This is a genomic window from Tepidamorphus sp. 3E244 (genome assembly GCF_046159835.1).
Taxonomy (GTDB): domain Bacteria; phylum Pseudomonadota; class Alphaproteobacteria; order Rhizobiales; family Tepidamorphaceae; genus JACKJK01.
This window is the reverse complement of the sequence record NZ_JBJXCY010000002.1, coordinates 341,133-363,658: the sequence shown is the minus strand read 5'-3', so window position 1 is coordinate 363,658 and position 22,526 is coordinate 341,133. Positions and strand designations below refer to the sequence as shown.

Below are 22,526 nucleotides of genomic sequence, written 5' to 3'. Positions count from 1 at the left end.
CGGCACACATGGCGCGCTACCGGATCACGCCGTCCCCCAATCACGGCGAGCGTCGCGAGGGGCCGGTGGACATGCTCATCCTGCACTATACCGGGATGGAGACGGCCAAGGCCGCGCATGACTGGCTCTGCGACAAGGCCTCGCAAGTTTCGTCCCACTACTTCGTCTACGAGGATGGCACCGTGTGCCAGCTTGTGCCCGAAGACCGGCGGGCCTGGCATGCGGGCGTCAGCCACTGGGCGGGCGTCAGCGATATCAACTCGCGCTCCATTGGCATCGAGATCGCCAATCCCGGCCACGCGGGCGGATACCCGGATTTCCCCGAACCGCAGATGGAAGCGGTGACGGCGCTGTGCGCGGATATCTGCGGACGTTTGTCGATTCCCGCTAAACGTGTGCTCGCCCACTCCGACATTGCTCCCGCGCGCAAGCTCGATCCCGGCGAAAAGTTCGACTGGGCGCGGCTTGCCGGCCACGGCGTGGGGCATTGGATCGAGCCGTCGCCCATCCGCAGCGGTCGGTTTTTCCAGCGCGGCGACAGCGGACAGCCGGTTGCGGCGTTGCAGGCCATGCTCGCCCACTATGGCTACGGCATCGAAATTGACGGTACGTACGATTTGGCGACGGAACAGGTGGTTGCGGCGTTTCAGCGGCATTTTCGGACGGCCAAGGTGGACGGCATCGCCGATGCGTCCACGATCGAAACATTGCACCGACTGTCATAGTTTATCGTTGCGCCGGATTTCCGCCGTTAACCAAGACACACTGTCAGGTGCACATTGCCTTTTAAGCAAACTGAGTCAGACGTATACTGAAAGTTGAATTGTTACTGGGGGCCAGTTGAATGGTGAGTACAGGCTTCGCTTCGGGAGGCCGCAGCGACGACCGGACCGTGCACCGCACCTTGGCGGTGGGCCGGTACATGCTGGATATGGGCTACCGGAGCATGGTGCTGGCCAATGTCGCCTCCATCATCATCTACCGGCCTCCGCGTGTCACGGTTGGCAAGCTGTTCTTCGTGCTGTTCGCCATCATCTTCGGTGGCGTGGCCGGCGCGCTGTATCTTGTCTCGCCGGTGACCATCGCCATTGGCATGGCCGTGGGCCTTGTCATCGGCTTCATTCCGTTCATTCCCTCGCCGCCCATCAGCCTGATGATCACCGGCTGCGATGGCGGAGCCGCGATCTTCGAGAGCAGCGATCTCAAGTTCCTGCAGCGGGTGAAGTCCTTCCTCGATGCGCGCATCAACCAGGACGACCTGGCGATGACGGGCTTCTTCGATTTCGCCAATTCCCGATTTGCGCCGCTGCGCAACGAGGGCAGCTACGAGCCCCCGCAGCAGGACGACGCATTCGAACTGAACCTCGACGAGGAAGAACCTGCGCCGCCGCCTCCGCCGCGCGCGCGGCGCGAGGAACCTGTTCGCAGGCCCGAGCCGGCACCGCGCGCACCAACCCCGCCGCCGCCGCCGCGCAAGGCGCCCGAGCCGGCAGAAGAGACGGTCGGCCCGATCGACTATGACGACGGCTTTGGTCTTGATGACCTCGACCTGTCGGCCGATAACATCCGCTCCAGACCCGCACCGGCTGCGCCTGCCGCGCCCAAGGCGCCGGAACCGAAACCCGCTGCGCCGAAGGAACGCGACCTGCACGACACCACTGCCAGCGGTGTGCGGGATGCCCATTTCGAGGATCTCGGCCGCAGCGAGGAAGCGCGCGCGTCCGACATTCCCGCAGCGGACGGTGAGCCTGATCCGCGGGCGGAGACCCTTTCGCCGATCGATTTCAGCCGCGTGATGCCGCAGCTTGCCCATGTCCGCCGCTTCTACGACGAGACGCTGCAGGATGCCGACGCCGTCGACCAGCTCGACACGATGATCGTGCTGATGGAGGAGGGCGCGGTTTCCAAGCATTCGCGCCAGCGCATCCTGGAGATTGCATCCACCATGCAGGAGCAGGTGGAGACCTATCCATCCATTGCTTCCATCTTCGCCGGCATCGCGTCGCGGGTGCGTATCTAGCGCACCGGCTCCACGCTCTGTCCGGCGTGGTTGTTTCGCCACTACTCCGAGCTTATCTTGCGCGCGGCCAGTCGACCGGGCGGCCGCTCCGCTTGCGGAGAGGAAAGTCCGGGCTCCATGGAAACACGGTGCCGGGTAACGCCCGGCGAGGGCGACCTCAGGGAAAGTGCCACAGAAAGCAAACCGCCGCGGTTCGCCGCGGCAAGGGTGAAAGGGTGCGGTAAGAGCGCACCGCGCCGGCGGTAACGTCGGTGGCAGGGCAAACCCCACCGGGAGCAAAACCGAATAGGGATGGCGCGGGCCTTCGTGCCCAGGCGTGTTTCCACGCTGCCATCCGGGTTGGTTGCATGAGGCCGCCGGCAACGGCGGTCCCAGATGAATGGCTGTCACGCGGAAATCTTCCGCCATACAGAACCCGGCTTACAGGTCGGCTGGCCACCTTTTGAATTGCGCAGGGCAATCGCGCAGGAGAGACGACAGCTTGGAAGCACCCCACATTCCCGTACTGCTCGACGAGGTCGTCGAGGCGCTCCAGCCCGCCGACGGTGATGTCATCATCGATGGCACGTTCGGGGCGGGCGGGTATTCGCGCGCGATCCTCGATGCCGCCAGCACGCACGTCATCGGCATCGACCGCGACCCGGACGCGGTCGCCGGGGCAGCGGACATGGTCGCGCGCTATGACGGGCGGCTGCAGGTGGTGCGCGGTGTCTTTTCGCAGATGGTGGAGATTGCCGAAGACCTCGGCCACGAGTCGGTGGACGGCGTGGTGCTGGATATCGGCGTCTCCTCGATGCAACTCGACCAGGCCGAGCGCGGCTTTTCCTTCCAAAACGACGGGCCGCTCGACATGCGCATGGGGCAGGACGGCGACAGCGCGGCGGACCTCGTCAACACGCTGCCGGAGGAAGAGCTTGCCGACGTCATCTTTCGCTACGGCGAGGAGCGCGCCTCGCGCCGCATCGCCAAGGCCATCGTGAAACGCAGGGCAGAGATGCCGTTCACGCGCACCCTCGACCTCGCCGACTGCGTGTCGAAATGCCTTCCGCCGCGCCGGTTCGGCGAAAAACACCCGGCAACCCGGACGTTTCAGGGGTTGCGGATCGCGGTGAACGACGAGCTTGGCGAGATTGGTCGGGCGATGGAGGAGGCAGAAAAAATCCTCAAACCCGGTGGCCGGCTCGCGATCGTAACCTTTCATTCGCTCGAGGACCGTATGGTGAAGAAATTCTTCGCCGAGCGAAGCGGGCGGACCGGAGGCGGTTCGCGCCACCTGCCGCAGGCCGACCTTCCGGAGCCGACATTCCGGATGGAAAGCGGCGACAAGCGGACCGCTGGCAAGGCCGAACTCGAAGCCAATCCTCGCGCGCGTTCCGCAAGGCTGCGCGCTGCGACCAGAACGGGAGCGCCGGCGCGATCCCGTTAAGACACGGGACCCGGCCGTACCGGCCGGAGGGATCGATGCAGGATTTCGACGACTACGACGCGCAGGACGCCTATTCCCCGCAAGGGCAGCAAGAAGACACCGGTCCAACAGGCCCGGCGCGGCGGCAGCTGCGCCATCTCGGCATGTTGCGTGTGGCCGGGCTTTTCGCCTGCGCCGCGATGGTCGTCTCGGCGATTGCGCTATTCCAGTACAAGCACGAGGCGCAGGAGCGGCGTACCAACATCGCGCGGCTGAAATCGGAGATTTCCAAGGAGCGCGCGGCGATCGACCTGCTGCAGGCGGAATGGACCTATCTCAACCGCCCGGAGCGCATCCAGGCGCTTGCTGAACGATTTCTAAATCTTCAGCCCTTCAAGATGGAACAGGTCGTTGCGCTGGATGATATCGCGATCCGCGAGGACCCGGCGCCGACGAGTATCGAGGACATTCTCGCAGCGCAGGGACAGCGTTGACGGACGCCGCCTGAGTACCGGGCGGCAGGGGAGGAACGCCGGGGGGCGGTTCCGATCAGGGTGAGTGTGGCGTTTGCGTATCGATCTCTTCAAGCGTGAAGGCGGCTTCGCGATTCCGCGACCGGCCTTCGGTTCCAGAAACAAGACAACCCGCAAGCCGGTGAATGCGACCCGTCGCAGCCGTTCGCGCGTGCTGCTGACGACGCTCGTCTTCGCGGTCGGCTATGCCACCATCATCGGGCGGCTGGTGACGCTAGGCATGGCGGAAACCGCGCCGTCCACCGTCTATGCCACTGCCGCCGACGGCGTCTCGCAGGCCCGTCCGGACATTCGCGACCGCAACGGCGTGCTGCTGGCGACCGACGTGCGCACGCCCTCACTCTATGCCGAGCCGCACCGCATTCTCGACGTTGACGAGGCCATCGAGCTTCTCACCGCCGCCGTGCCGGAGTTCGACACTGGCGGTCTGCGCGCCAAGCTGAAATCCGACAAAAGGTTCGTCTGGCTCAAGCGCGAGCTGACGCCCGAGCAGCGCGATACGATCCACAATTTCGGCATTCCCGGCATCGGCTTCATCGAGGAAAACCGCCGCTTCTATCCGAGCGGGCGCCTGACCTCCCATGTCGTCGGCCACGTGAACATCGACAATGCCGGTATCGCGGGCATCGAGAAGCACATCGACAGCCTCGGCCTTGCCGACCTGCATGACGCGGGCTTTGCACGCAGCGACGAGCAGGCCCCGGTGACGCTGTCTCTCGACGTGCGCGTCCAGCACGCGCTGCGTGATGAAATCCTCAATGCGATGGAGACCTTCAGCGCCAAGGCCGGTGCAGGCGTCGTCCTCAACGTGCGCAACGGCGAGGTTCTCGCGCTCGTCTCGATGCCGGACTACGATCCGAACCAGCCGGAAACCGCGCTGGAGAAGGATGCGATCAATCGCATCACGGCAGGTGTCTACGAGCTGGGTTCCACCTTCAAGGCGTTCACGGTCGCCATGGCACTCGACAGCGGCGAGGCGGATTTCTCCACCACCTATGACGCCCGCAGCCCGATCCGTGTCGCGTCGTTCACGATCAACGATTTCCACGCCGAGCGCCGCATCCTGACGCTGCCGGAAGTATTCGTGCACTCCTCTAATATCGGCACCGCGAAGATGGCGCTTGCCGCCGGGATCGAGCGGCACAAGGAATTTATGGAGCGGTTCGGCTTCTTCCAGCGCCCGCATACCGAACTGCCCGAATCGGCCCTGCCGCTGACGCCGCAGCGCTGGACCGACCTCGCCAGCATGACGATTTCCTTCGGCCATGGTTTCTCGGTCGCGCCGATCCAGGCAGCGGCAGGCGGCGCGGCGCTGATGAACGGCGGGTTGCTGATCCCGCCGACGTTCTTCCAGCGCTCGGAGCGCCAGGCCAAGGCGCTCGCCAAGCAGGTCATCCAGCCTTCGACCAGCGACATGATGCGCGAACTGTTCCGGATGAACGTGGACGAGGGCACGGCCAAGAAGGCCGGTGTTCTGGGCTACCGCGTCGGTGGCAAGACCGGCACGGCGGAAAAGGTGGTCGATGGCCGCTATTCCAACACCAAGCTGCTGACGAGCTTCATTTCCGCTTTTCCGACCGACAATCCGGAATACCTGATGCTGCTCATGCTGGACGAGCCACAGGGCATAAAGGAGACCCACGGCTACCGCACGTCGGGCTGGAACGCGGTTCCCACGTCCGGCAAGGTCATCACCCGCATCGCGCCACTCCTTGGCGTCACGCCCGTTCTGGACTAGACAGATTCGTCAGATGCCGGCGCATGCGCCGGCTCAGCGTCTCGCTTTCCGGAAGGGCAATCGCCCATGCTGCTTTCCAGACTTCTGGCCGATACGCCCGGCATTCGCCTGCTGGGGGCGGATCGTGACATCACCGCGCTTGCGCTCGACAGCCGCAAGGCGCGCGCCGGCTCCGCCTTCTTCGCGCTGCCCGGTGTGGCCGTCGACGGTGCACGCTTTGCCGGTGCCGCCGTGCAGGCTGGTGCTGCCGCCGTCATTGCGGGGCGCGAGGCGGAACTCGACGAATCGGTTCTCGGTGATGCGACCATCGTGCGCGTCGATGATCCGCGACGCGTCACCGCGCTTGCCGCGGCGCGCTTTGCCGGACGCCAGCCCGAAACGATGGCCGCCGTCACCGGCACCAGCGGCAAGACATCCATCGTCACCTTCCTGCGCCAGCTCTGGGCGGCAGGCGGACACAATGCCGCCAGCATCGGCACGGTCGGGATCGTCGCGCCGGGCATCAGTGACTACGGCAGCCTGACGACGCCTGATTCCATTACGCTTCACGAAACGCTCGCGTCTCTCGCAGGCCAAGGGGTGACCCATGCCGCGATGGAAGCCTCCAGCCACGGCATCGAGCAGCGCCGCCTCGACGGCGTGAAGCTGAAGGCAGCCGCCTTCACGAATCTCAGCCGCGACCACCTCGACTACCATCCGACGATGGAAGACTACCTCGCCGCCAAGCTGCGGCTGGTCGATACGCTGCTGCCCGACGACGGGATCGTCGTGGTCGATGCCGACGAGCCGACCGCCGAACCTGCCGCAAAGGCCGCGCGTGATCGCGGGCTGAAGCTGCTGACCGTCGGGCGCGCGGGCGATGCGATCCGGCTTGAGCGTGTCGAGACGGCACGCCTTTCCCAGACGCTGACAGTCGATTGCGGCGACGGGCGCGTGGAAGTCACGCTGCCGATGGCCGGTGTCTTCCAGGTGTCGAACGCGCTGGTTTCAGCCGGGCTTGCGATTGCCACGGGCATGAGCCCGCGTGCCGCCGTGGAAGCCATCGCCACGCTTGAAGGCGCGGAAGGCCGCCTGCAGCCCGCTGCTGCGGAGGGGAAGGGCGCGTCGGTCTTCATCGACTACGCGCACAAGCCCGGCGCGATCCGCTCGACGCTTCAATCTCTGCGGCCCTTCACGACCGGCAAGCTGATCGCGGTCATCGGGGCGGGCGGCGATCGCGATCCGGGCAAGCGCGAACTGATGGGCGAAGCCGCCGCCGAGATGGCCGACGTCGTCATCGTTACCGACGACAACCCGCGTAGCGAGGACCCGGCGGAAATCCGCAAGGCGGTCCTCAAGGGCGCGCCGAACGCAACCGAGATCGGCGACCGGCGCGAGGCGATCCACGCCGCCATCGCCATGATGGAAAAGGGCGATGTCGTCATCATCGCGGGCAAGGGCCACGAGAACGGCCAGTTGGTGGCCGGCGTGATGCACCCGTTTTCCGATCTCGAAACCGCGCGTGACGCGCTGAACGGAGCCTGAGCATGGCAGCTGCGCCCCTCTGGACGGCAGCGGATTTCCTCGCAGCAACGGGCGGGGAAGCCAGTGGCGACCTGCCGGACGTGACCGGTATTTCCATCGACACCCGCACGCTGGAAAAGGGCGACGCGTTCTTTGCGATCCTCGGTGACCGTTTCGACGGGCACGACTTCGCGAAGGCGGCTCTGGAGAAGGGGGCTTCCTGCGCCGTGGTCGTCGACAGCCGTGCCGCCGAGTTTTCAGATGCAGGTTGCGTCATCGGCGTCGCCAATGTGCTGCGGGCGCTGGAAGATGTCGGCAAGGCCGCGCGGGCGCGGTCCTCTGCCAGGGTGATTGGCGTCACCGGCAGCGTCGGCAAGACCGGCACCAAGGAAGCCCTGAAGCTGGTGCTTGCGCCGTCGGGCGAGACCTACGCTTCGGCTGCGTCCCACAACAACCATTGGGGCGTGCCGCTGTCGCTGTCGCGGTTTCCGCGCTCGGCTGACTTTGGCATTTTCGAGATGGGCATGAACGCGCCGGGCGAGATCGGCCCGCTGAGCCGCATGGTGCGTCCGCACATCTCCATCATCACAACCGTGGAACCGGTGCATATCGAGTTCTTCAAGTCGGTCGAGGCGATTGCCGATGCCAAGGCGGAAATCTTCGAGGGCACCGAGCCGGGCGGCACCGTGCTGCTCAACCGCGACAACCTGCAATACAAGCGGCTGGCGGCCGCCGCGAAAGAGCGCGGGCTGACGGTCGTCGGCTTCGGAGAGCACGGCCTTGCGGAAATCAAGCTGCTGAACAGCGTGTGCGAGCCGGGTTATTCCGCCGTGACAGCCAGCATCATGGGCGACGAAGTCACCTACAAGATCGGTGCGCCGGGACGGCATCTCGTCCAGAATTCGCTCGCGGTGATGGGGGCGGTGAAGCTTGCCGGTGGCGACCTTGCCCGTGCCGGCATGGCCTACGGGCAGTTGCACGCACCCAAGGGGCGCGGCGAGCGCACGCTGATCGGCGAGATCGACCACACCGCGCTGCTGATCGACGAGAGCTACAATGCCAACCCGGCGTCCATGCGCGCGGCCATCGCCAACCTCGCGCTGACGCCGGTGCAGGCGGGCGGGCGGCGCATCGCGGTACTGGGCGACATGCTGGAGCTGGGCGACAGTTCCCGCGACCTGCATGCGCAGGTGGCCAAGGAAATAAACCGCGTCGGGCTTGACCTTGTCTTCGCCTGCGGCTCAAACATGGCCGCACTCTACGAGGCGCTTCCGCCGGAGCGTCAGGGTGGATATGCCGGTGCGGCAGAAGACCTGAAGGATTCGGTCGTCGGTGCCGTTCGGCCCGGTGATGCGGTCATGGTCAAGGGATCGCTTGGTTCGCGCATGGGCCCCATCGTGGAAGCCTTGAAAACGCGCCACGGCGTGCTGGATGAAGCCAGCTAGGAGATAAAGCGACCATGCTGGTCTTTCTCGAGACGTTCAGCGAAGCCCTGCCGTTTCTCAACCTGTTCCGTTACCTGACATTTCGAACCGGCGGCGCCGTGCTGACGGCGATGCTGTTCGTGTTCCTGTTCGGTCCGGCGATCATCCGCTCGCTGCGCCTGCGGCAGGGCAAGGGCCAGCCGATCCGCACCGACGGGCCGGAGAGCCATTTCGCCAAGGCCGGCACGCCGACCATGGGCGGGCTGATGATCCTCACCGGCATGCTGGTCACAACGCTCATCTGGGCGGACCTGTCCAACGCTTATGTCTGGATCGTGCTGGGGGTGACGCTGTCCTTCGGGCTGATCGGCTTCTATGACGACTTCCTGAAGGTGACGAAGCAGTCCCACATGGGCTTTTCGGGCAAGCAGCGGCTGGCGCTGGAGATCATCGTGGCGGGTATCGCGTCGTATCTCGTGGGCGTGTTCTCGCCGGACAATCTCGCCTTCGGGGTCGCGGTGCCGTTCTTCAAGGATTTCCTGATCTATCTCGGGCTGTTCTTCATCCCGTTCGGCGTGCTGGTGATCGTGGGCGCGGGCAACGCGGTGAACCTCACCGACGGTCTCGACGGGCTGGCCATCGTGCCGGTGATGATCGCGGCGGCCACCTTCGGCCTCATCGCCTATGTCTCGGGCAATGCGGTCTTCTCCAACTACCTGCAGATCAATTTCGTGCCGGGCACCGGTGAACTCGCCGTCGTCTGCGGCGCGATCATCGGCGCGGGACTCGGCTTCCTGTGGTTCAACGCGCCGCCTGCGCAGATCTTCATGGGCGATACCGGCTCGCTGGCGCTGGGTGGCGGGCTTGGCGCCATCGCGGTCGCGGCCAAGCACGAGATCGTTCTCGCCATCGTCGGCGGGCTATTCGTGCTGGAGGCGGTCTCGGTGATCGTGCAGGTCGTCTCGTTCAAGCTGACGGGCAAGCGCGTGTTCAAGATGGCGCCGATCCATCATCACTTCGAGCATCTTGGCTGGAAGGAACCGCAGATCGTGATCCGCTTCTGGATCATCTCCTTCGTGCTCGCGCTTGTCGGCCTGTCCACGCTGAAGCTGAGGTAGTGGCGCCATGCTGCCGGTTCCCGGTTACCAGGGAAAACGCGTCGGTGTGCTGGGGCTTGCCCGCTCCGGGCTGGCGGTCGCCGCCGCGCTGAAGGCCGGCGGTGCGATCCCCGTCCTTGCCGACGACAAGGAGGCCGCGCTGGAAAAGGCGCGCGCGCAGGGCTACGAGACGGCGGACCTGGCGAACGGCGAATGGCCGGCGCTTGAAAAGCTGATCGTCAGTCCCGGCGTTCCGCACATCTACCCGCAAGCCAACAAGGTCATCCAGCGCGCCTGGGGCGAGGGCGTGCCCATCGACAACGATATCGGCCTGTTCTTCGAGGCGGTTGCGGGCCGGGACGTGCGCGTCGTCGCGGTCACCGGCACCAACGGCAAGTCGACCACGACAGCGCTGATCGGGCACGTTCTGTCGGAAGCCGGGATGGCCGCCCAGATCGGTGGCAATATCGGCCGCGCCGTCTTCGATCTCGACAAGCCGGAAGACGGCTCCTCAGTCGTGCTGGAACTCTCCTCCTACCAGACCGACGTTGCGCGCACGCTCAAGCCCGACGTTGCGGTGTTCCTGAACCTGACGCCGGATCATCTCGACCGGCATGGCGGCATCGGCGGGTACTTCGCCGCCAAGGCGCGCCTCTTCGAAGTCGGCCAGCCGCGCGTCAGCGTGATCGGGGTCGATGAACCCGAGGGCCGGTTGCTCGCCAACCGGCTGCGCGCCGGGCGCGAACCCGGCGACAAGATCATTGCCATCTCGGGCAAGCGCGATCTCGGCGGGCGCGGCGTCAGTGTCAGCGCGACCGATCTCGTCATTTCCGAATGGCACGATGGCAGCAAGACAGCTGAGGCGAGCCTGACCGAAGCCCCGGCGCTGCAGGGCGCGCATAATGGTCAGAACGCGGCAGCCGCATGGGCTGCGGCGCGTGCGCTCGGCGTCGCGCCGGAGCAGATCGCCGCCTCGCTGCGCAGCTTTCCCGGCCTTGCCCACCGCATGGAGCCGCTTGGAAATGCGAAACGTGTACGGTTCGTCAACGATTCCAAGGCTACCAATGCAGATGCGGCAGCCCGCGCGCTCGACACGTTCGAGCAGATCTACTGGATCGCGGGCGGTATTGCGAAGGACGGCGGCATCGACTCGCTTCGGCCATACTTCGCGCGTATCCGCAAGGCGTACCTGATCGGACGGGATGCGGAGCGATTCGCGAAATCGCTCTCGGGGGAAGTCGAGTTCGAGATGTGTGGCGAGCTGGAAAACGCGACCCGGAAGGCAGCAGCGGATGCTGCCGCGTCCGGCGATGCGGACCCGGTCGTGCTGCTCTCTCCGGCGTGCGCTTCGTTCGATCAATTTGCCGATTTCGAGGTTCGCGGGGATGCTTTCCGCGCGGCCGTGGCAGGGATCGAGGGATTTACGCCGCGCACCTAGCGCGGCCAATCCGGGGGAACTGAGCGATGTTTGCGCGTACTGACCGCGGACCGCTCGCGAACTGGTGGTGGACGGTCGACAAGCCCATGCTGTCGGCCATCGTGGCGCTCATGTTCGGCGGGCTTGTGCTGTCTCTGGCGGGCAGTCCGCCAGTTGCCGACAAGCTGGGTCTCGACCCATTCCATTTCGTCTATCGCCATGCCCTGTTCATGTGCGTCGCGCTCGCGGTCCTCTTCGGGGTCTCTCTGATGGACACGCGCACCATCCGCCGCATGGCGATCGCCGTGTTCACCATCGGCGTGGTGCTGATGATCGTGACGCTGTTCGCGGGGTTCGAGATCAAGGGCGCGCGCCGCTGGCTAAATCTCGGCGTCTTCGCGCTGCAGCCGTCCGAATTCGTGAAGCCCGCCTTCGCCGTCATCGTGGCGTGGCTGTTTTCCGAAGCCGACCGCCGCCCGGACATGCCTGCCCACATCATCGCGGTGGGTCTCGTCGGTCTCGTCGTTGGCCTGCTCGTTCTGCAGCCGGACTTCGGCCAGACCATGCTGATTGTGCTCGTGTGGGGTGCGATCTTCTTTGCCGCCGGGATGTCGTGGCTGTGGATCATCGGGCTGGGTGCCGTCGGCATCGGCGGGATCGTTTCTGCTTACGCGCTGGTGCCGCACGTGCGCGGGCGTATCGACCGCTTCCTCAATCCGGAACATCACGACACCTACCAGACGGACACGGCCATCGAGGCCTTCATCCGGGGCGGCTGGCTCGGGCAGGGACCGGGCGAGGGCACTGTGAAGCGCGCGCTGCCGGATTCCCACACCGACTTCGTCTTCGCGGTGGCAGCTGAGGAATTCGGCATCATCGTGTGCCTGATCCTCGTCGCGCTTTTCGGCTTCATCGTGCTGCGCGGCCTGACGCGGGCGATGAGCGAGGACGACGACTTCGTGCGTCTCGCCATCACCGGGCTGATCGCGCTGTTCGGCATCCAGTCGCTCATCAACATGGCCGTCAACCTCAGCCTGATGCCCGCCAAGGGCATGACGCTGCCGTTCATTTCCTACGGCGGCTCGTCGCTACTGTCGCTCGCCTTCGGCATGGGCATGGTGCTGGCGCTGTCGCGGCGCAAGCCGCGCGGTGAAGCGCGCCACTCGCCCGCAGGCCGCGTGATGCAGGCACAGCCTCGCTGATGCCGGGCGCGGCGACCCAGACGAAGAGCGCGCCGCGCCGGGTTTCCGGCGTGCCGGTCGCGCTGCTGGCAGCCGGCGGAACCGGCGGGCACCTTTTCCCGGCAGAGGCGCTGGCAAGCGTGCTGCAGGCGCGCGGCTGGCGCGTTGAACTCGTCACCGATACGCGGGTCTCCGGCATGGGCGAGCGGTTCCCGGCGCGCGCCATGCATGTGGTGCCGTCGGGCACGCTTCCGCTGCGCGATCCGCTCAAGGCAATCAAAGGCGTGTACCGGCTGGCGCAGGGCTACATCGCCGCGCGCAATCTTGTTGCCTCCATCGCGCCGCGCATCGTCGTCGGTTTCGGCGGTTACCCGACCTTGCCGCCGGTGTTTGCCGCCGCCCACAAGGGCGTGGCGACGATCATCCATGACCAGAACGCCGTGATGGGCCGCGCCAACCGGCTGCTGGCTCCGCACGTCACGGCCATAGCGACCGCCTTTGACGAGGTGCGCCACCTGCCGGAGAAGCACGCGGGCAAGGCCAAGCGCGTCGGCGTTCCGGTTCGCAAGGCGGTGCTGGCGGCAGCCCAGCGCCAGTTCGACATTCCGGAAGCAGGCGGTGCGCTGAACCTGCTCGTCTTCGGCGGCAGCCAGGGCGCGCGCGTGATGAGCGAGATCGTTCCGCCGGGGCTGGCGCAGCTCCCGGAGGATATTCGCAGCCGCCTCCACGTCGTGCAGCAGTGCCGCCCGGAAGATGTCGCCGGCGTGCAGGCGCTCTATGCGCAGGCCGGCATCTCTGCTGACCTGCAGCCGTTCTTCTCCGACCTGCCGCAGCGCATGGCGGCTTCGCACCTGGTGATTTCGCGCAGCGGCGCATCGACGGTTGCCGAGCTTGGCGTGATCGGGCGACCCGCCATCATGGTGCCGCTGCCGCATGCGCTCGACAACGACCAGCTCTACAATGGCCGCGCGCTGCAGGAAGCTGGCGGCGGGCACGTGATCGAGCAGGACCAGTTCACCCCGCAGGCGGTCGCCGGGATCATCGCGGAAACCGCGCGCGACCCCTCGCGTCTGGCGGAAGGTGCGGCTGCGGCGAAGCGCTTCGGCACGCCGCGCGCAGCCGAGGCACTCGCTGACTACGTGGCCGAGATTGCCGAGACCGACCCGCTTGGGGTATCTCCCGCCTGACGAACACGGCCCGACGCATTCCGACCTTGCGGGCCGGACAGACAAGAAAAGGCATCCATCCATGCGCACGCCGCAGGAAACCGGGATCATCCACTTCATCGGCATCGGTGGCATCGGCATGAGCGGCATCGCCCGCGTGCTCGCCAATCTCGACTACCAGGTGCAGGGCAGCGACCTGTCCGAAAACGCCAATGTCGACAAGCTGCGCGAGAAGGGCATCGAGGTCTTCATCGGCCACAAGGCCGAAAATGTCGGCAATGCCAGCGTCGTGGTCTATTCCTCCGCCGTGAAGCGCGACAACCCGGAAATGATGGCGGCGCGTGCCGCGCGCATTCCGGTGGTGCGCCGCGCGGAGATGCTCGCCGAGCTGATGCGGCTGAAGTCCTGCGTCGCGATTGGCGGCACCCACGGCAAGACGACGACCACCTCGCTGGTCGCGCAATTGCTGGATGCCGGCGATCTCGATCCCACCGTCATCAACGGTGGCATCATCAATGCTTATGGCTCCAATGCGCGGCTTGGCGGCGGCGAATGGATGGTGGTCGAGGCGGACGAATCCGACGGCACCTTCGTGAAGCTTCCGGCAGAGGTCGCCATCGTCACCAATGTCGATCCCGAGCACCTCGACCACTACGGCTCGTTCGACGCGGTGAAATCCGCCTTTGCGCAGTTCGTCGAGAACGTGCCGTTCTACGGCTTTGCCGTGATGTGCACCGACGACCCGGACGTGCGCGCGCTGGTGGGCCGGATCGAGGACCGCCAGATCATCACCTACGGCCAGAACCCGCAGGCGGATGTTCGCCTCGCCAACCTGTCCAGCGAGCCGGACGGGATGCACTTTGATATCGAGATGCGCGTGCGCAGCGGTGCCACCGCGCGCCGCCTCGAAGGGTTGCACCTGCCGATGCACGGGCTGCACAACGCGCTGAACGCGACGGCCGCCATTGCGGTCGCCTACCGGCTAGGCGTTGCCGAAGACCTGATCCGCTCCGGCCTCAATTCGTTTTCCGGCGTGAAGCGGCGCTTTACCCATGTGGGCACCTGGAACGACGTGCCGATCTACGACGATTACGGCCACCACCCGGTCGAGATTTCTGCCGTGCTGAAGGCCGCGCGCGGGGCGAGCCGGGGGCGTGTGGTCGCCGTCATGCAGCCGCACCGCTACACGCGCCTTTCGAGCCTGTTCGAGGAATTCTGCGCCTGTTTCGATGATGCCGACACGGTGTTCATCGCAGATGTCTACGAGGCGGGCGAGAAGCCCATCGAGGGCGCCAACCGCGACAGCCTCGTGGAAGGCCTGCGCACGCGTGGCCACCGCGATGCGCGCGCGCTGGAAAGCCGCGATGAGCTGGCGAAGGTCATCTCCGAAGCGACCGAACCGGGCGACATGGTCATCATGCTCGGCGCGGGCAACATTACGCAGTGGGCGCAGGTGCTGCCCGCTGAACTCGCCGGACTGACCGGCAAGCCGGTGAACGCCTGATGCACGCCGATATCGTTCCGGACCTGAAGGCGGCGATGCCGGAGCTTCGCGGCCGGTTGGAAGCCAATGCCGATCTTGCACCGCTGACGTGGTTTCGTGTCGGCGGGCCGGCGCAGGTTCTCTACGTGCCGGCTGACGTGGACGATCTCGCCTATTTCCGCGCCAATCTCAATTCCTCGATTCCGCTGACGGTGGTCGGCGTCGGTTCCAACCTGCTGGTACGCGACGGCGGCATCGGCGGCGTGGTGGTCCGGCTGACGCGCGGCTTCAATCAGGTCGAGGTACTCGATAATGCACGGCTGCGCGCCGGTGCTGCCGTTCCCGACCTGCGCGTTGCCAAGGCTGCCGCCGAGGCCGGCATTTCCGGGCTGTCTTTCTTCAGCGGCATCCCCGGTGCGATCGGCGGCGCGCTTCGCATGAATGCCGGTGCCTATGGCGGCGAGACGGTTGATGTCCTCGTCCATGCGGAGGCCGTGGACGGCAAAGGCAACAAGGTGAGGCTCACCCCGCAGGAAATGGGCATGAGCTACCGCCACACCGAGGCGCCCGCCGACCTGATCTTCACCCATGCGGTGTTGCAGGGTGAGCCGGGCGAGCCGGAGACCATCACCGCCGAGATCGCCGAGATTTCAGAACGCCGCGCCGGAAGCCAGCCAATCAAGGAACGCACGGGCGGCTCGACATTCGCCAACCCGGACCCGCCCGGTACGCCGGACCAGCGCAAGTCCTGGCAACTGATCGACAAGGCCGGCTGCCGCGGTCTTGTCGTCGGCGACGCGATGGTCTCGGAGATGCACTGCAACTTCCTCATCAATCGCGGCTCGGCCAGTGCCCTCGATATCGAGCGGCTCGGTGAATCCGTGCGCAAGCGCGTGCGCGAAACATCCGGCGTGGAGCTGCGCTGGGAAATCCGCCGCATCGGCAAACTTGCCGACGGGCAGGACCTGTCCGTCTGAGGCCATAGGAGGGCCGAACATGAACCCGCAAGACGTTCACGTCGCCGTCCTGATGGGCGGCTGGTCCGCCGAACGGCCCGTCAGCCTCAATTCCGGCAACGGCTGTGCCGATGCGCTGGAAAGCGTCGGCTTCCGCGTTACCCGCGTCGATGTTGATCGCGAAATTGCCGCAACGCTCAAGGCTCTGAAGCCGGACGTCGCCTTCAACGCCCTGCACGGTCCCTTCGGCGAGGACGGGCGCATCCAGGGCCTGCTGGAAATCCTCGACATTCCCTACACCCATTCCGGCGTGCTGGCCTCGGCCGTCGGCATGGACAAGGTGAAGTCGCGCGCCGTTTTCGAATCCGTCGGCATTCCGGTGGCAAAGGGCTTCGTCGCCAACCGTCTGGACGTGGCCCGCGAGCACCCGATGGAGCCGCCCTACGTGGTGAAGCCGATCAGCGAAGGATCGAGCTTCGGCGTCTTCATCGTGCGCGAGGATCAGGCCCATCCGCCGCAGGAACTGTTCGCGGAAGACTGGTCGTTCGGGGAGCAGGTGCTGGTGGAATCCTTCGTCCACGGGCGCGAACTCACCTGCGCCGTCATGGGCGACCAGGCGCTCGACATCGTCGAGGTTCAGCCGCAGACGCAATTTTACGACTATGAGGCAAAGTACGCTCCTGGCGGATCAATTCACGTCCTGCCCGCAATTCTTAAACCAAATATTTACCGAAATATTCAGAAGATCAGCCTTGAGGCGCACCACGCGCTCGGTTGTCGAGGCGTGAGTCGGGCGGACTTCCGCCTCGACGATCGACCGGAAGGCACGGGAGCCCTGGTCTGCCTCGAAGTGAACACGCAGCCGGGCATGACAGCGACCTCTCTCGTTCCTGAGATTGCAGCCCATGCCGGCATAGATTTTGGAGCCTTGGTCAAGTGGATGGTAGAAGACGCATCCTGCGGCAGGTAGCGCGGCCCTTCGGCAAGCGCACGGCGGAGCTGTCTTCATTTCTGGCCAATATCCCGGCCCAGTTTTCCCAAGATCTCAAACACGTTTCAGAACGCTCGTCTCCGACGCGGCGGGTCCGCTCGAGGATGCGCCGGAACGTGGCCGGCGTCTGGCTCGACCGCGCGACGGAGCGCCTGTCGCGCCCCAACGCCACCGAGGCCATTGGCCAGGTGTGCGGCGTCGTGGTGCTGGCGGGATCGGTCATTTTCGGCATCGTCACCGGCGGCCACGCCGAAGCCTTCGGGCAGGGGCTGCTGCGGGTGGTGGATGGCGCGGCTGCTTCCAGCGGCCTTCGCATCACGTCCGTCGAGATTTCCGGCAACGAGGTTCTCGACGATGAAGCCATCGTCGACACGGCGGGGCTGCTGCCGGGCGTTTCGCTGATCGGCATCGATGCCAACCGCGCACGCGACCGCCTGCAGGCGCTGCCGTGGGTCGCGTCCGCGCGCGTCCAGAAGTTCTTTCCCGATACGCTGTCCATCGACGTTGTCGAGCGCGTGCCGTTCGCGGTCTGGCAGCATGACGGGCAGTTTCACATCATCGACCGCACCGGCGTGCTGCTGCGCCCGGCCAGCGTCGACCAGCTTCCCGAGCTTCCGGTTGTCGTCGGCGCAGGCGCCGCCGACAGCGCCGCCAACCTGATTGCCGAACTGCTGCGGCACCCGGCCGTTGCCCGGCACGTCATCGCCGGCGTCCGCATCGCCGACCGCCGCTGGTCACTGCATCTGGATAACGGCATCGAGATCAAGCTGCCGGAGCAGGGCATGGAGCATGCACTGAGCCGGTTGTCGAAGCTTGCCAACGAGGGCGACATCCTGCGCCGCGACCTGAAGACGATCGACCTGCGCATCGCCGGCCGCGTCTTCGTGCTGCCGCGCGAGGAGACGGGCGACAAGACTTCGGCCAAGGAGGCGCGGTCATGAACGGTCGCATCCTCAACGTCCCGCGCCTTGAGCCGCTCAAGCCCCAGCGTTCGCACACGCTGGCCGTGCTCGACGTGGGCTCTTCCAAGATTTGCTGCCTGATCGCCAAGCTGCGCCCCTACGCAGCCGGTGAAGGCTTCGGCGCGCGCACGCACCAGGTCGAGATCCTCGGCTTCGGTCTTCAGCGTTCACGCGGCGTGAAGCGCGGCGTCATCGTCGACATGGAACTGGCCGAGCGCGGCATTCGCCTCGCGGTGGAAGCTGCCGAGAAGATGGCGGGCGTGACGGTGGAGAGCGTGATCGTGGCGACCGCCGCCGGTCGCATCACCAGCGATGCCTACCAGGCCTCGGTTCCGATCCCGAGCCGCGAAGTCGGTGAATACGACGTATCACGCGTCATGGGCGCTTGCGCCAGCCAGGCGGACGATATCGACCGCACCGCGCTGCATGTCCTGCCCGTTGGCTACAACATCGACGGCACCGAGACGGTGCGCGACCCGCGCGGCATGGTCGGCAGCAAGCTGTCGGTCGACATGCACGTGGTCAGCGCGCAGGCGGCAGCGCTGCGCAACGTCCTCATCTGCGTGGAACGCTGCCATCTCGGCGTCGAGACAATCGTTGCCACGCCCTATGCCAGCGGCCTTGCCGCCCTGGTGCCCGACGAGATCGAGCTGGGTGCGGCCATGATCGACATGGGCGCGGGAACGACCTCCATCGGCATCTTCTGCGACGGGCGCTTCCATTTTGCCGACGTCATCGCGGTGGGCGGACATCACGTCACGCTCGACCTTGCTCGCGGCCTTGGCACGACGGTTGAAGCCGCCGAACGCATCAAGGCGCTCTACGGCAGCGTCATCTCCACCCCGTCGGACACGCGCGACCTGATCACGGTGCCACCGATGGACGGGCGCGAGGGTCACGACATCCCGGCCCAGGTGCCACGCTCTTTCGTCACCGAGATCATCCGCGCCCGCGTCGAGGAAATTCTCGAGTTGACGCGCGACCGCTTCGCGGCCAACGGCTTTTCCGGCATCGCCTCGCACCGCCTCGTTCTGACTGGCGGCGGCAGCAGCCTCGCCGGTCTCGCCGAAACGGCGGAGCGGGTGCTGGATTCGCGGGTCCGGCTGGGTCGCCCGCTTGGCATTCACGGTTTGCCCGAGTCCGCCAGGGGACCGGGTTTCGCGGCCGCTTGCGGCCTTCTCGTCTATCCCCAGGTCGCTGCGGAAGAAGACCACCGCCGCGCTCCGGGACTTTTCGGCCTGACCGGCACGGATGGGTACTTCTCCCGCGTCGGCCAGTGGATCAGGGAAAGCTTCTGATCTTTTTGTAACCGGCCAAGCGCATCCAGGGCGCGCTAGCCAACAGTTCATCCGCCGTTTTCGGCGGGGTTTGAGGTAAGGACAAGACCATGACGATCAACCTGAACGTGCCGGACATCACCGAGCTGAAGCCGAGGATCACCGTGTTCGGCGTCGGGGGTGCTGGCGGCAATGCCGTCAACAACATGATCAATTCGAACCTCGAAGGGGTCGATTTCGTCGTTGCCAACACCGATGCGCAGGCCTTGAAGACCTCGCGCGCGGAACGCGTCATCCAGATGGGTATCGCGGCAACCGAAGGCCTTGGCGCCGGCTCCCACCCGGAAGTGGGTGCGGCGGCCGCCGAAGAGGTCATGGACGAAATCAAGGATCACCTGCAGGGCATCCACATGGCCTTCGTGACCGCCGGCATGGGCGGTGGCACGGGCACCGGTGCTGCTCCGGTCATCGCACGCACTGCGCGCGAGATGGGCATCCTCACCGTCGGCGTCGTGACGAAGCCGTTCCTGTTTGAAGGCCCGCGCCGCATGCGTATCGCCGAATCCGGCATCGAGGACCTTCAGGAGCAGGTGGACACGCTGATCGTGATCCCGAACCAGAACCTGTTCCGCATCGCCAATGAGAAGACGACCTTCTCCGAAGCCTTCTCGCGGGCTGATGAAGTGCTGCGTTCCGGCGTTGCCTGCATCACCGATCTGATGGTCAAGGAAGGTCTCATCAACCTCGACTTTGCCGACGTTCGCGCCGTCATGCGCGGCATGGGCCGTGCGATGATGGGCACGGGCGAGGCGACCGGTGAATCCCGCGCCATGCAGGCGGCGGAAGCAGCCATTGCCAACCCGCTGCTGGACGAAACGTCCATGCAGGGCGCCAAGGGCCTGCTGATTTCCATCACCGGCGGCAACGACCTGACGCTCTACGAAGTGGATGCCGCTGCCACGCGCATTCGCGACGAAGTCGATCCGGATGCCAACATCATCCTCGGCGCGACGTTCGACGAGGCACTTGAAGGCGTCATCCGCGTGTCGGTGGTTGCCACCGGCATCACGCCGGAGGAAAGCCAGGTTCCGGCCGCCGAGCGCAAGCCGATGATGACCCAGGCCAAGTCTTCGGTTCCCTCCATCTCGGCTGCGCCGCAGCCGGTGAAGGTGCCCGAGGCCCGGCCCGTTGCCACGACGCCGGCGGCGCCGACTCCGGTTGCGCGCGAGGAAGCCCCGAAGCCTGCTCCGCGTGACTTCAGCCAGCTTGCCCAGGAAATCCGCCAGGCGGTTGCCGAGGCTCCGCAGGAAGAAGCGCCAGCCGAACCGGCCATGCCCAAGGCCCCGGTCGACATGGGTGGCGTGACGGTGGAACGCCGGGTGCCGCAGCATGCGACGCCGGCCATGCCGGCACCGCGTGCGGAAGCCGCGCCGCAGCCTTTCGAACTGGAGCTCGACGAAACGCCGTTCGTTCCCGAAGCCGCCGACCTGCCGGTGTCCGCACCGCGCATGCCGAGCATCGAGGACTTCCCGGCACCAGCGCAGGCGGAATTCCGCGCCCACCAGGCCGAGCAGCACGGTGAGCCGGGCGAACGCAATCGCAAGCCGGGATTCTTCGGTCGGATCGCCAGCGGACTTGGCCGCCGCGAGGATGACGACGGTCTCGATCACATCGGTGAGGGCGATCACACCCACGCCGCGGCCCCGGCACCCGCGCCGCAGGCCCCGCGACCGGCACAGTACGAGTCCCAGGTGGCCCATGCGCCGCGTCGTGCACCGGCTGGTACCGCGCCTGCTCCGGCACGGGCGGAAGCCGATGATGAGTATGAAATCCCTGCGTTTCTGCGCCGCCAGTCAAACTAAGGCGGTCGCCCTGTAACAAAGGGTGAGACACAAGCTCTGGACAGGGGCGTCGGATTGCGCGATTTGCTTTGCAGATCATGGCAATCGGCGCCCCTGCCGCATTTCGGTCACAAGGTCGCCTCGTTACACAGCGTAAGAAACCGTGATTTTGCCCCTTAGCGCACTTTGGCTATTACATTTTTCGTAACCATAGGGGTTGAGAATCGGTCGACGCGCCTTCTGCCTTATTTGGCGGCGCAGCATCGAAAGCCACTCGAGGGGGGCTGTGTCAGGTTCCGGAACGTTCGGGACACACAGCCAGAGTGCAGACGGTGCAACCGAATGGGGATGGGGTCCAGCTCGAGCGCCAGTCGCTCCCGGACGTTTCTCAAGCGGTAATCGATGATTTCCCTGCGGGCAGGCATTGCAGTCAGCCGAACCGCGCCATTGGAGCGTGTCGGTGACGAAAGCTAGGAAGCGGGTTCGAATGAGACGGGAAGCTGGTCTTCAGAAGACGATCGCAGCGAGCGCCAACCTTTCGGGGATCGGCGTGCATAGCGGTCTTGGCACCTGCCTCACCCTGCATCCGGCCGAACCCGACACCGGCATCGTGTTCCTGCTCACCGACGAGCGTGGCAACGAAGTCGAAGTTCCCGCCACCCACGACAATGTCTGCTGCACCGAGCTGTGCACCCGCCTTGGCGACAAGGACGGCGTTGCGGTGGCAACCGTCGAACACCTCATGGCCGCGATCAGCGCGCTGGGCATCGACAACCTCGTGATCGAGGTGGACGGCCAGGAAGTGCCGATCATGGATGGCTCGGCTGCCGACTTCGTGGCCGCCATCGACCAGGCCGGCCTCGTGCCTCAGGGCGCACCGCGCAAGTTCATCAAGGTCCTCAAGCCGGTCCGCGTCGAGCATGGCTCCGCGTTCGGCGAGCTGACCCCGGCGGAAGCGCCGACCTTCTCCATCGCCATCGACTTCGCCGACGAGACCATCGGCTATCAGGAAGTCACCTTCGAAGTTTCTCCCGATCATTTCCGCAACGAGATCTCGCGTGCCCGCACCTTCGGGTTCATGCGCGATGTCGAGGCGCTGTGGTCGGCCGGTTTCGCGCTGGGCGCATCGCTCGACAACACTGTCGTCGTCGGCGAGGACCGCATCGTGAACCCGGAAGGCCTGCGCTACACGGACGAGTTCGTGCGGCACAAGGCACTGGACGCCGTTGGCGACCTGGCGCTGGCCGGCGCACCGATTCTCGGCTGCTACCGTTCGCTGCGTGGCGGTCATCGCCTGAACGTCGCGATGGTGAAGGCCCTGCTGGCCGATCCCGATGCATGGACCATTGTCGAAGCTCCGGTGCACCGCGCACCGAAGACGGCCGGTCGCGTTGAAGCCGAAACCTTCGCGCCCGCCGCGGCCTACGGGCCGGAAGTTTCCTGAGGGCAGGCTGGCGCCGCGCATCAATCGTCCGCGGCATTAACGCTTGCCCCAAAATAGTTCCAATTCTCCCGCACTAGGTTTGCCGCGC

General features: G+C 65.7%; 18 protein-coding genes and 1 other RNA gene. All 19 read left to right on the top strand.

Going from position 1 to position 22,526, the window contains the following annotated elements:
* The first annotated feature begins 8 nt into the window (after positions 1 to 8).
* The 19 genes from ACKTEK_RS10550 (at position 9) to lpxC (ending at position 22,438) form a co-directional block, all read left to right on the top strand.
* On the top strand, positions 9 to 725 hold the full coding sequence (locus ACKTEK_RS10550) for an N-acetylmuramoyl-L-alanine amidase (RefSeq protein WP_409165250.1): 717 nt from the start codon (positions 9 to 11) through the stop codon (positions 723 to 725).
* 119 nt (positions 726 to 844) lie between these two features.
* Complete coding sequence (locus tag ACKTEK_RS10545; RefSeq protein ID WP_409165249.1) at positions 845 to 2,020, top strand: hypothetical protein; 1,176 nt, start codon at positions 845 to 847, stop codon at positions 2,018 to 2,020.
* A gap of 67 nt (positions 2,021 to 2,087) precedes the next feature.
* An RNA gene (rnpB, locus tag ACKTEK_RS10540) (RNase P RNA component class A) lies at positions 2,088 to 2,459 on the top strand.
* A 42-nt stretch (positions 2,460 to 2,501) separates the two neighbouring features.
* Positions 2,502 to 3,446, top strand: a complete 945-nt coding sequence (gene rsmH, locus ACKTEK_RS10535; RefSeq protein ID WP_409165248.1) for a 16S rRNA (cytosine(1402)-N(4))-methyltransferase RsmH — start codon at positions 2,502 to 2,504, stop codon at positions 3,444 to 3,446.
* Between the two features lie 35 nt (positions 3,447 to 3,481).
* A complete protein-coding gene (locus tag ACKTEK_RS10530) occupies positions 3,482 to 3,919 on the top strand; it encodes a hypothetical protein (protein WP_409165247.1) in 438 nt (145 codons plus the stop codon).
* Positions 3,920 to 3,992: 73 nt separating this feature from the next.
* On the top strand, positions 3,993 to 5,696 hold the full coding sequence (locus tag ACKTEK_RS10525) for a peptidoglycan D,D-transpeptidase FtsI family protein (protein ID WP_409165246.1): 1,704 nt from the start codon (positions 3,993 to 3,995) through the stop codon (positions 5,694 to 5,696).
* Between the two features lie 66 nt (positions 5,697 to 5,762).
* On the top strand, positions 5,763 to 7,220 hold the full coding sequence (locus ACKTEK_RS10520) for a UDP-N-acetylmuramoyl-L-alanyl-D-glutamate--2,6-diaminopimelate ligase (RefSeq protein ID WP_409165245.1): 1,458 nt from the start codon (positions 5,763 to 5,765) through the stop codon (positions 7,218 to 7,220).
* A 2-nt stretch (positions 7,221 to 7,222) separates the two neighbouring features.
* A complete protein-coding gene (locus tag ACKTEK_RS10515; protein ID WP_409165244.1) occupies positions 7,223 to 8,644 on the top strand; it encodes a UDP-N-acetylmuramoylalanyl-D-glutamyl-2,6-diaminopimelate--D-alanyl-D-alanine ligase in 1,422 nt (473 codons plus the stop codon).
* 14 nt (positions 8,645 to 8,658) lie between these two features.
* The gene (gene mraY, locus ACKTEK_RS10510; RefSeq protein ID WP_409165243.1) at positions 8,659 to 9,741 is read left to right on the top strand and encodes a phospho-N-acetylmuramoyl-pentapeptide-transferase; all 1,083 of its coding nucleotides are present in this window, start codon (positions 8,659 to 8,661) and stop codon (positions 9,739 to 9,741) included.
* A gap of 7 nt (positions 9,742 to 9,748) precedes the next feature.
* Positions 9,749 to 11,158, top strand: coding sequence for a UDP-N-acetylmuramoyl-L-alanine--D-glutamate ligase (gene murD, locus ACKTEK_RS10505; protein WP_409165242.1), 1,410 nt, complete (start codon positions 9,749 to 9,751; stop codon positions 11,156 to 11,158).
* A gap of 26 nt (positions 11,159 to 11,184) precedes the next feature.
* The gene (ftsW, locus tag ACKTEK_RS10500) at positions 11,185 to 12,339 is read left to right on the top strand and encodes a putative lipid II flippase FtsW (RefSeq protein WP_409165241.1); all 1,155 of its coding nucleotides are present in this window, start codon (positions 11,185 to 11,187) and stop codon (positions 12,337 to 12,339) included.
* Positions 12,339 to 13,505 carry an undecaprenyldiphospho-muramoylpentapeptide beta-N-acetylglucosaminyltransferase gene (gene murG / locus ACKTEK_RS10495; RefSeq protein WP_409165240.1) on the top strand — a complete coding sequence of 389 codons (1,167 nt, stop codon included), beginning with the start codon at positions 12,339 to 12,341 and terminating at the stop codon, positions 13,503 to 13,505. The genes ftsW and murG overlap by 1 nt, the downstream gene beginning before the upstream one ends.
* A 61-nt stretch (positions 13,506 to 13,566) precedes the next feature.
* Positions 13,567 to 14,988 (top strand): UDP-N-acetylmuramate--L-alanine ligase, encoded by a 1,422-nt coding sequence (murC, locus tag ACKTEK_RS10490; protein WP_409165239.1) that lies wholly within the window; start codon positions 13,567 to 13,569, stop codon positions 14,986 to 14,988.
* Positions 14,988 to 15,944: a UDP-N-acetylmuramate dehydrogenase gene (murB, locus tag ACKTEK_RS10485; RefSeq protein WP_409165238.1), complete on the top strand. Its 957-nt coding sequence runs from the start codon at positions 14,988 to 14,990 to the stop codon at positions 15,942 to 15,944. The genes murC and murB overlap by 1 nt, the downstream gene beginning before the upstream one ends.
* Before the next feature lie 19 nt (positions 15,945 to 15,963).
* Positions 15,964 to 16,893 carry a D-alanine--D-alanine ligase gene (locus ACKTEK_RS10480; protein ID WP_409165237.1) on the top strand — a complete coding sequence of 310 codons (930 nt, stop codon included), beginning with the start codon at positions 15,964 to 15,966 and terminating at the stop codon, positions 16,891 to 16,893.
* A 137-nt stretch (positions 16,894 to 17,030) separates the two neighbouring features.
* Positions 17,031 to 17,855 (top strand): cell division protein FtsQ/DivIB, encoded by an 825-nt coding sequence (locus tag ACKTEK_RS10475; RefSeq protein ID WP_409165236.1) that lies wholly within the window; start codon positions 17,031 to 17,033, stop codon positions 17,853 to 17,855.
* The gene (gene ftsA, locus ACKTEK_RS10470; protein ID WP_409165235.1) at positions 17,852 to 19,174 is read left to right on the top strand and encodes a cell division protein FtsA; all 1,323 of its coding nucleotides are present in this window, start codon (positions 17,852 to 17,854) and stop codon (positions 19,172 to 19,174) included. Before ACKTEK_RS10475 ends, ftsA begins: the two co-directional genes overlap by 4 nt.
* Before the next feature lie 89 nt (positions 19,175 to 19,263).
* On the top strand, positions 19,264 to 21,015 hold the full coding sequence (gene ftsZ / locus ACKTEK_RS10465) for a cell division protein FtsZ (protein WP_409165234.1): 1,752 nt from the start codon (positions 19,264 to 19,266) through the stop codon (positions 21,013 to 21,015).
* A gap of 466 nt (positions 21,016 to 21,481) precedes the next feature.
* Positions 21,482 to 22,438: a UDP-3-O-acyl-N-acetylglucosamine deacetylase gene (gene lpxC / locus ACKTEK_RS10460; RefSeq protein WP_409165233.1), complete on the top strand. Its 957-nt coding sequence runs from the start codon at positions 21,482 to 21,484 to the stop codon at positions 22,436 to 22,438.
* Positions 22,439 to 22,526: the final 88 nt, after the last annotated feature.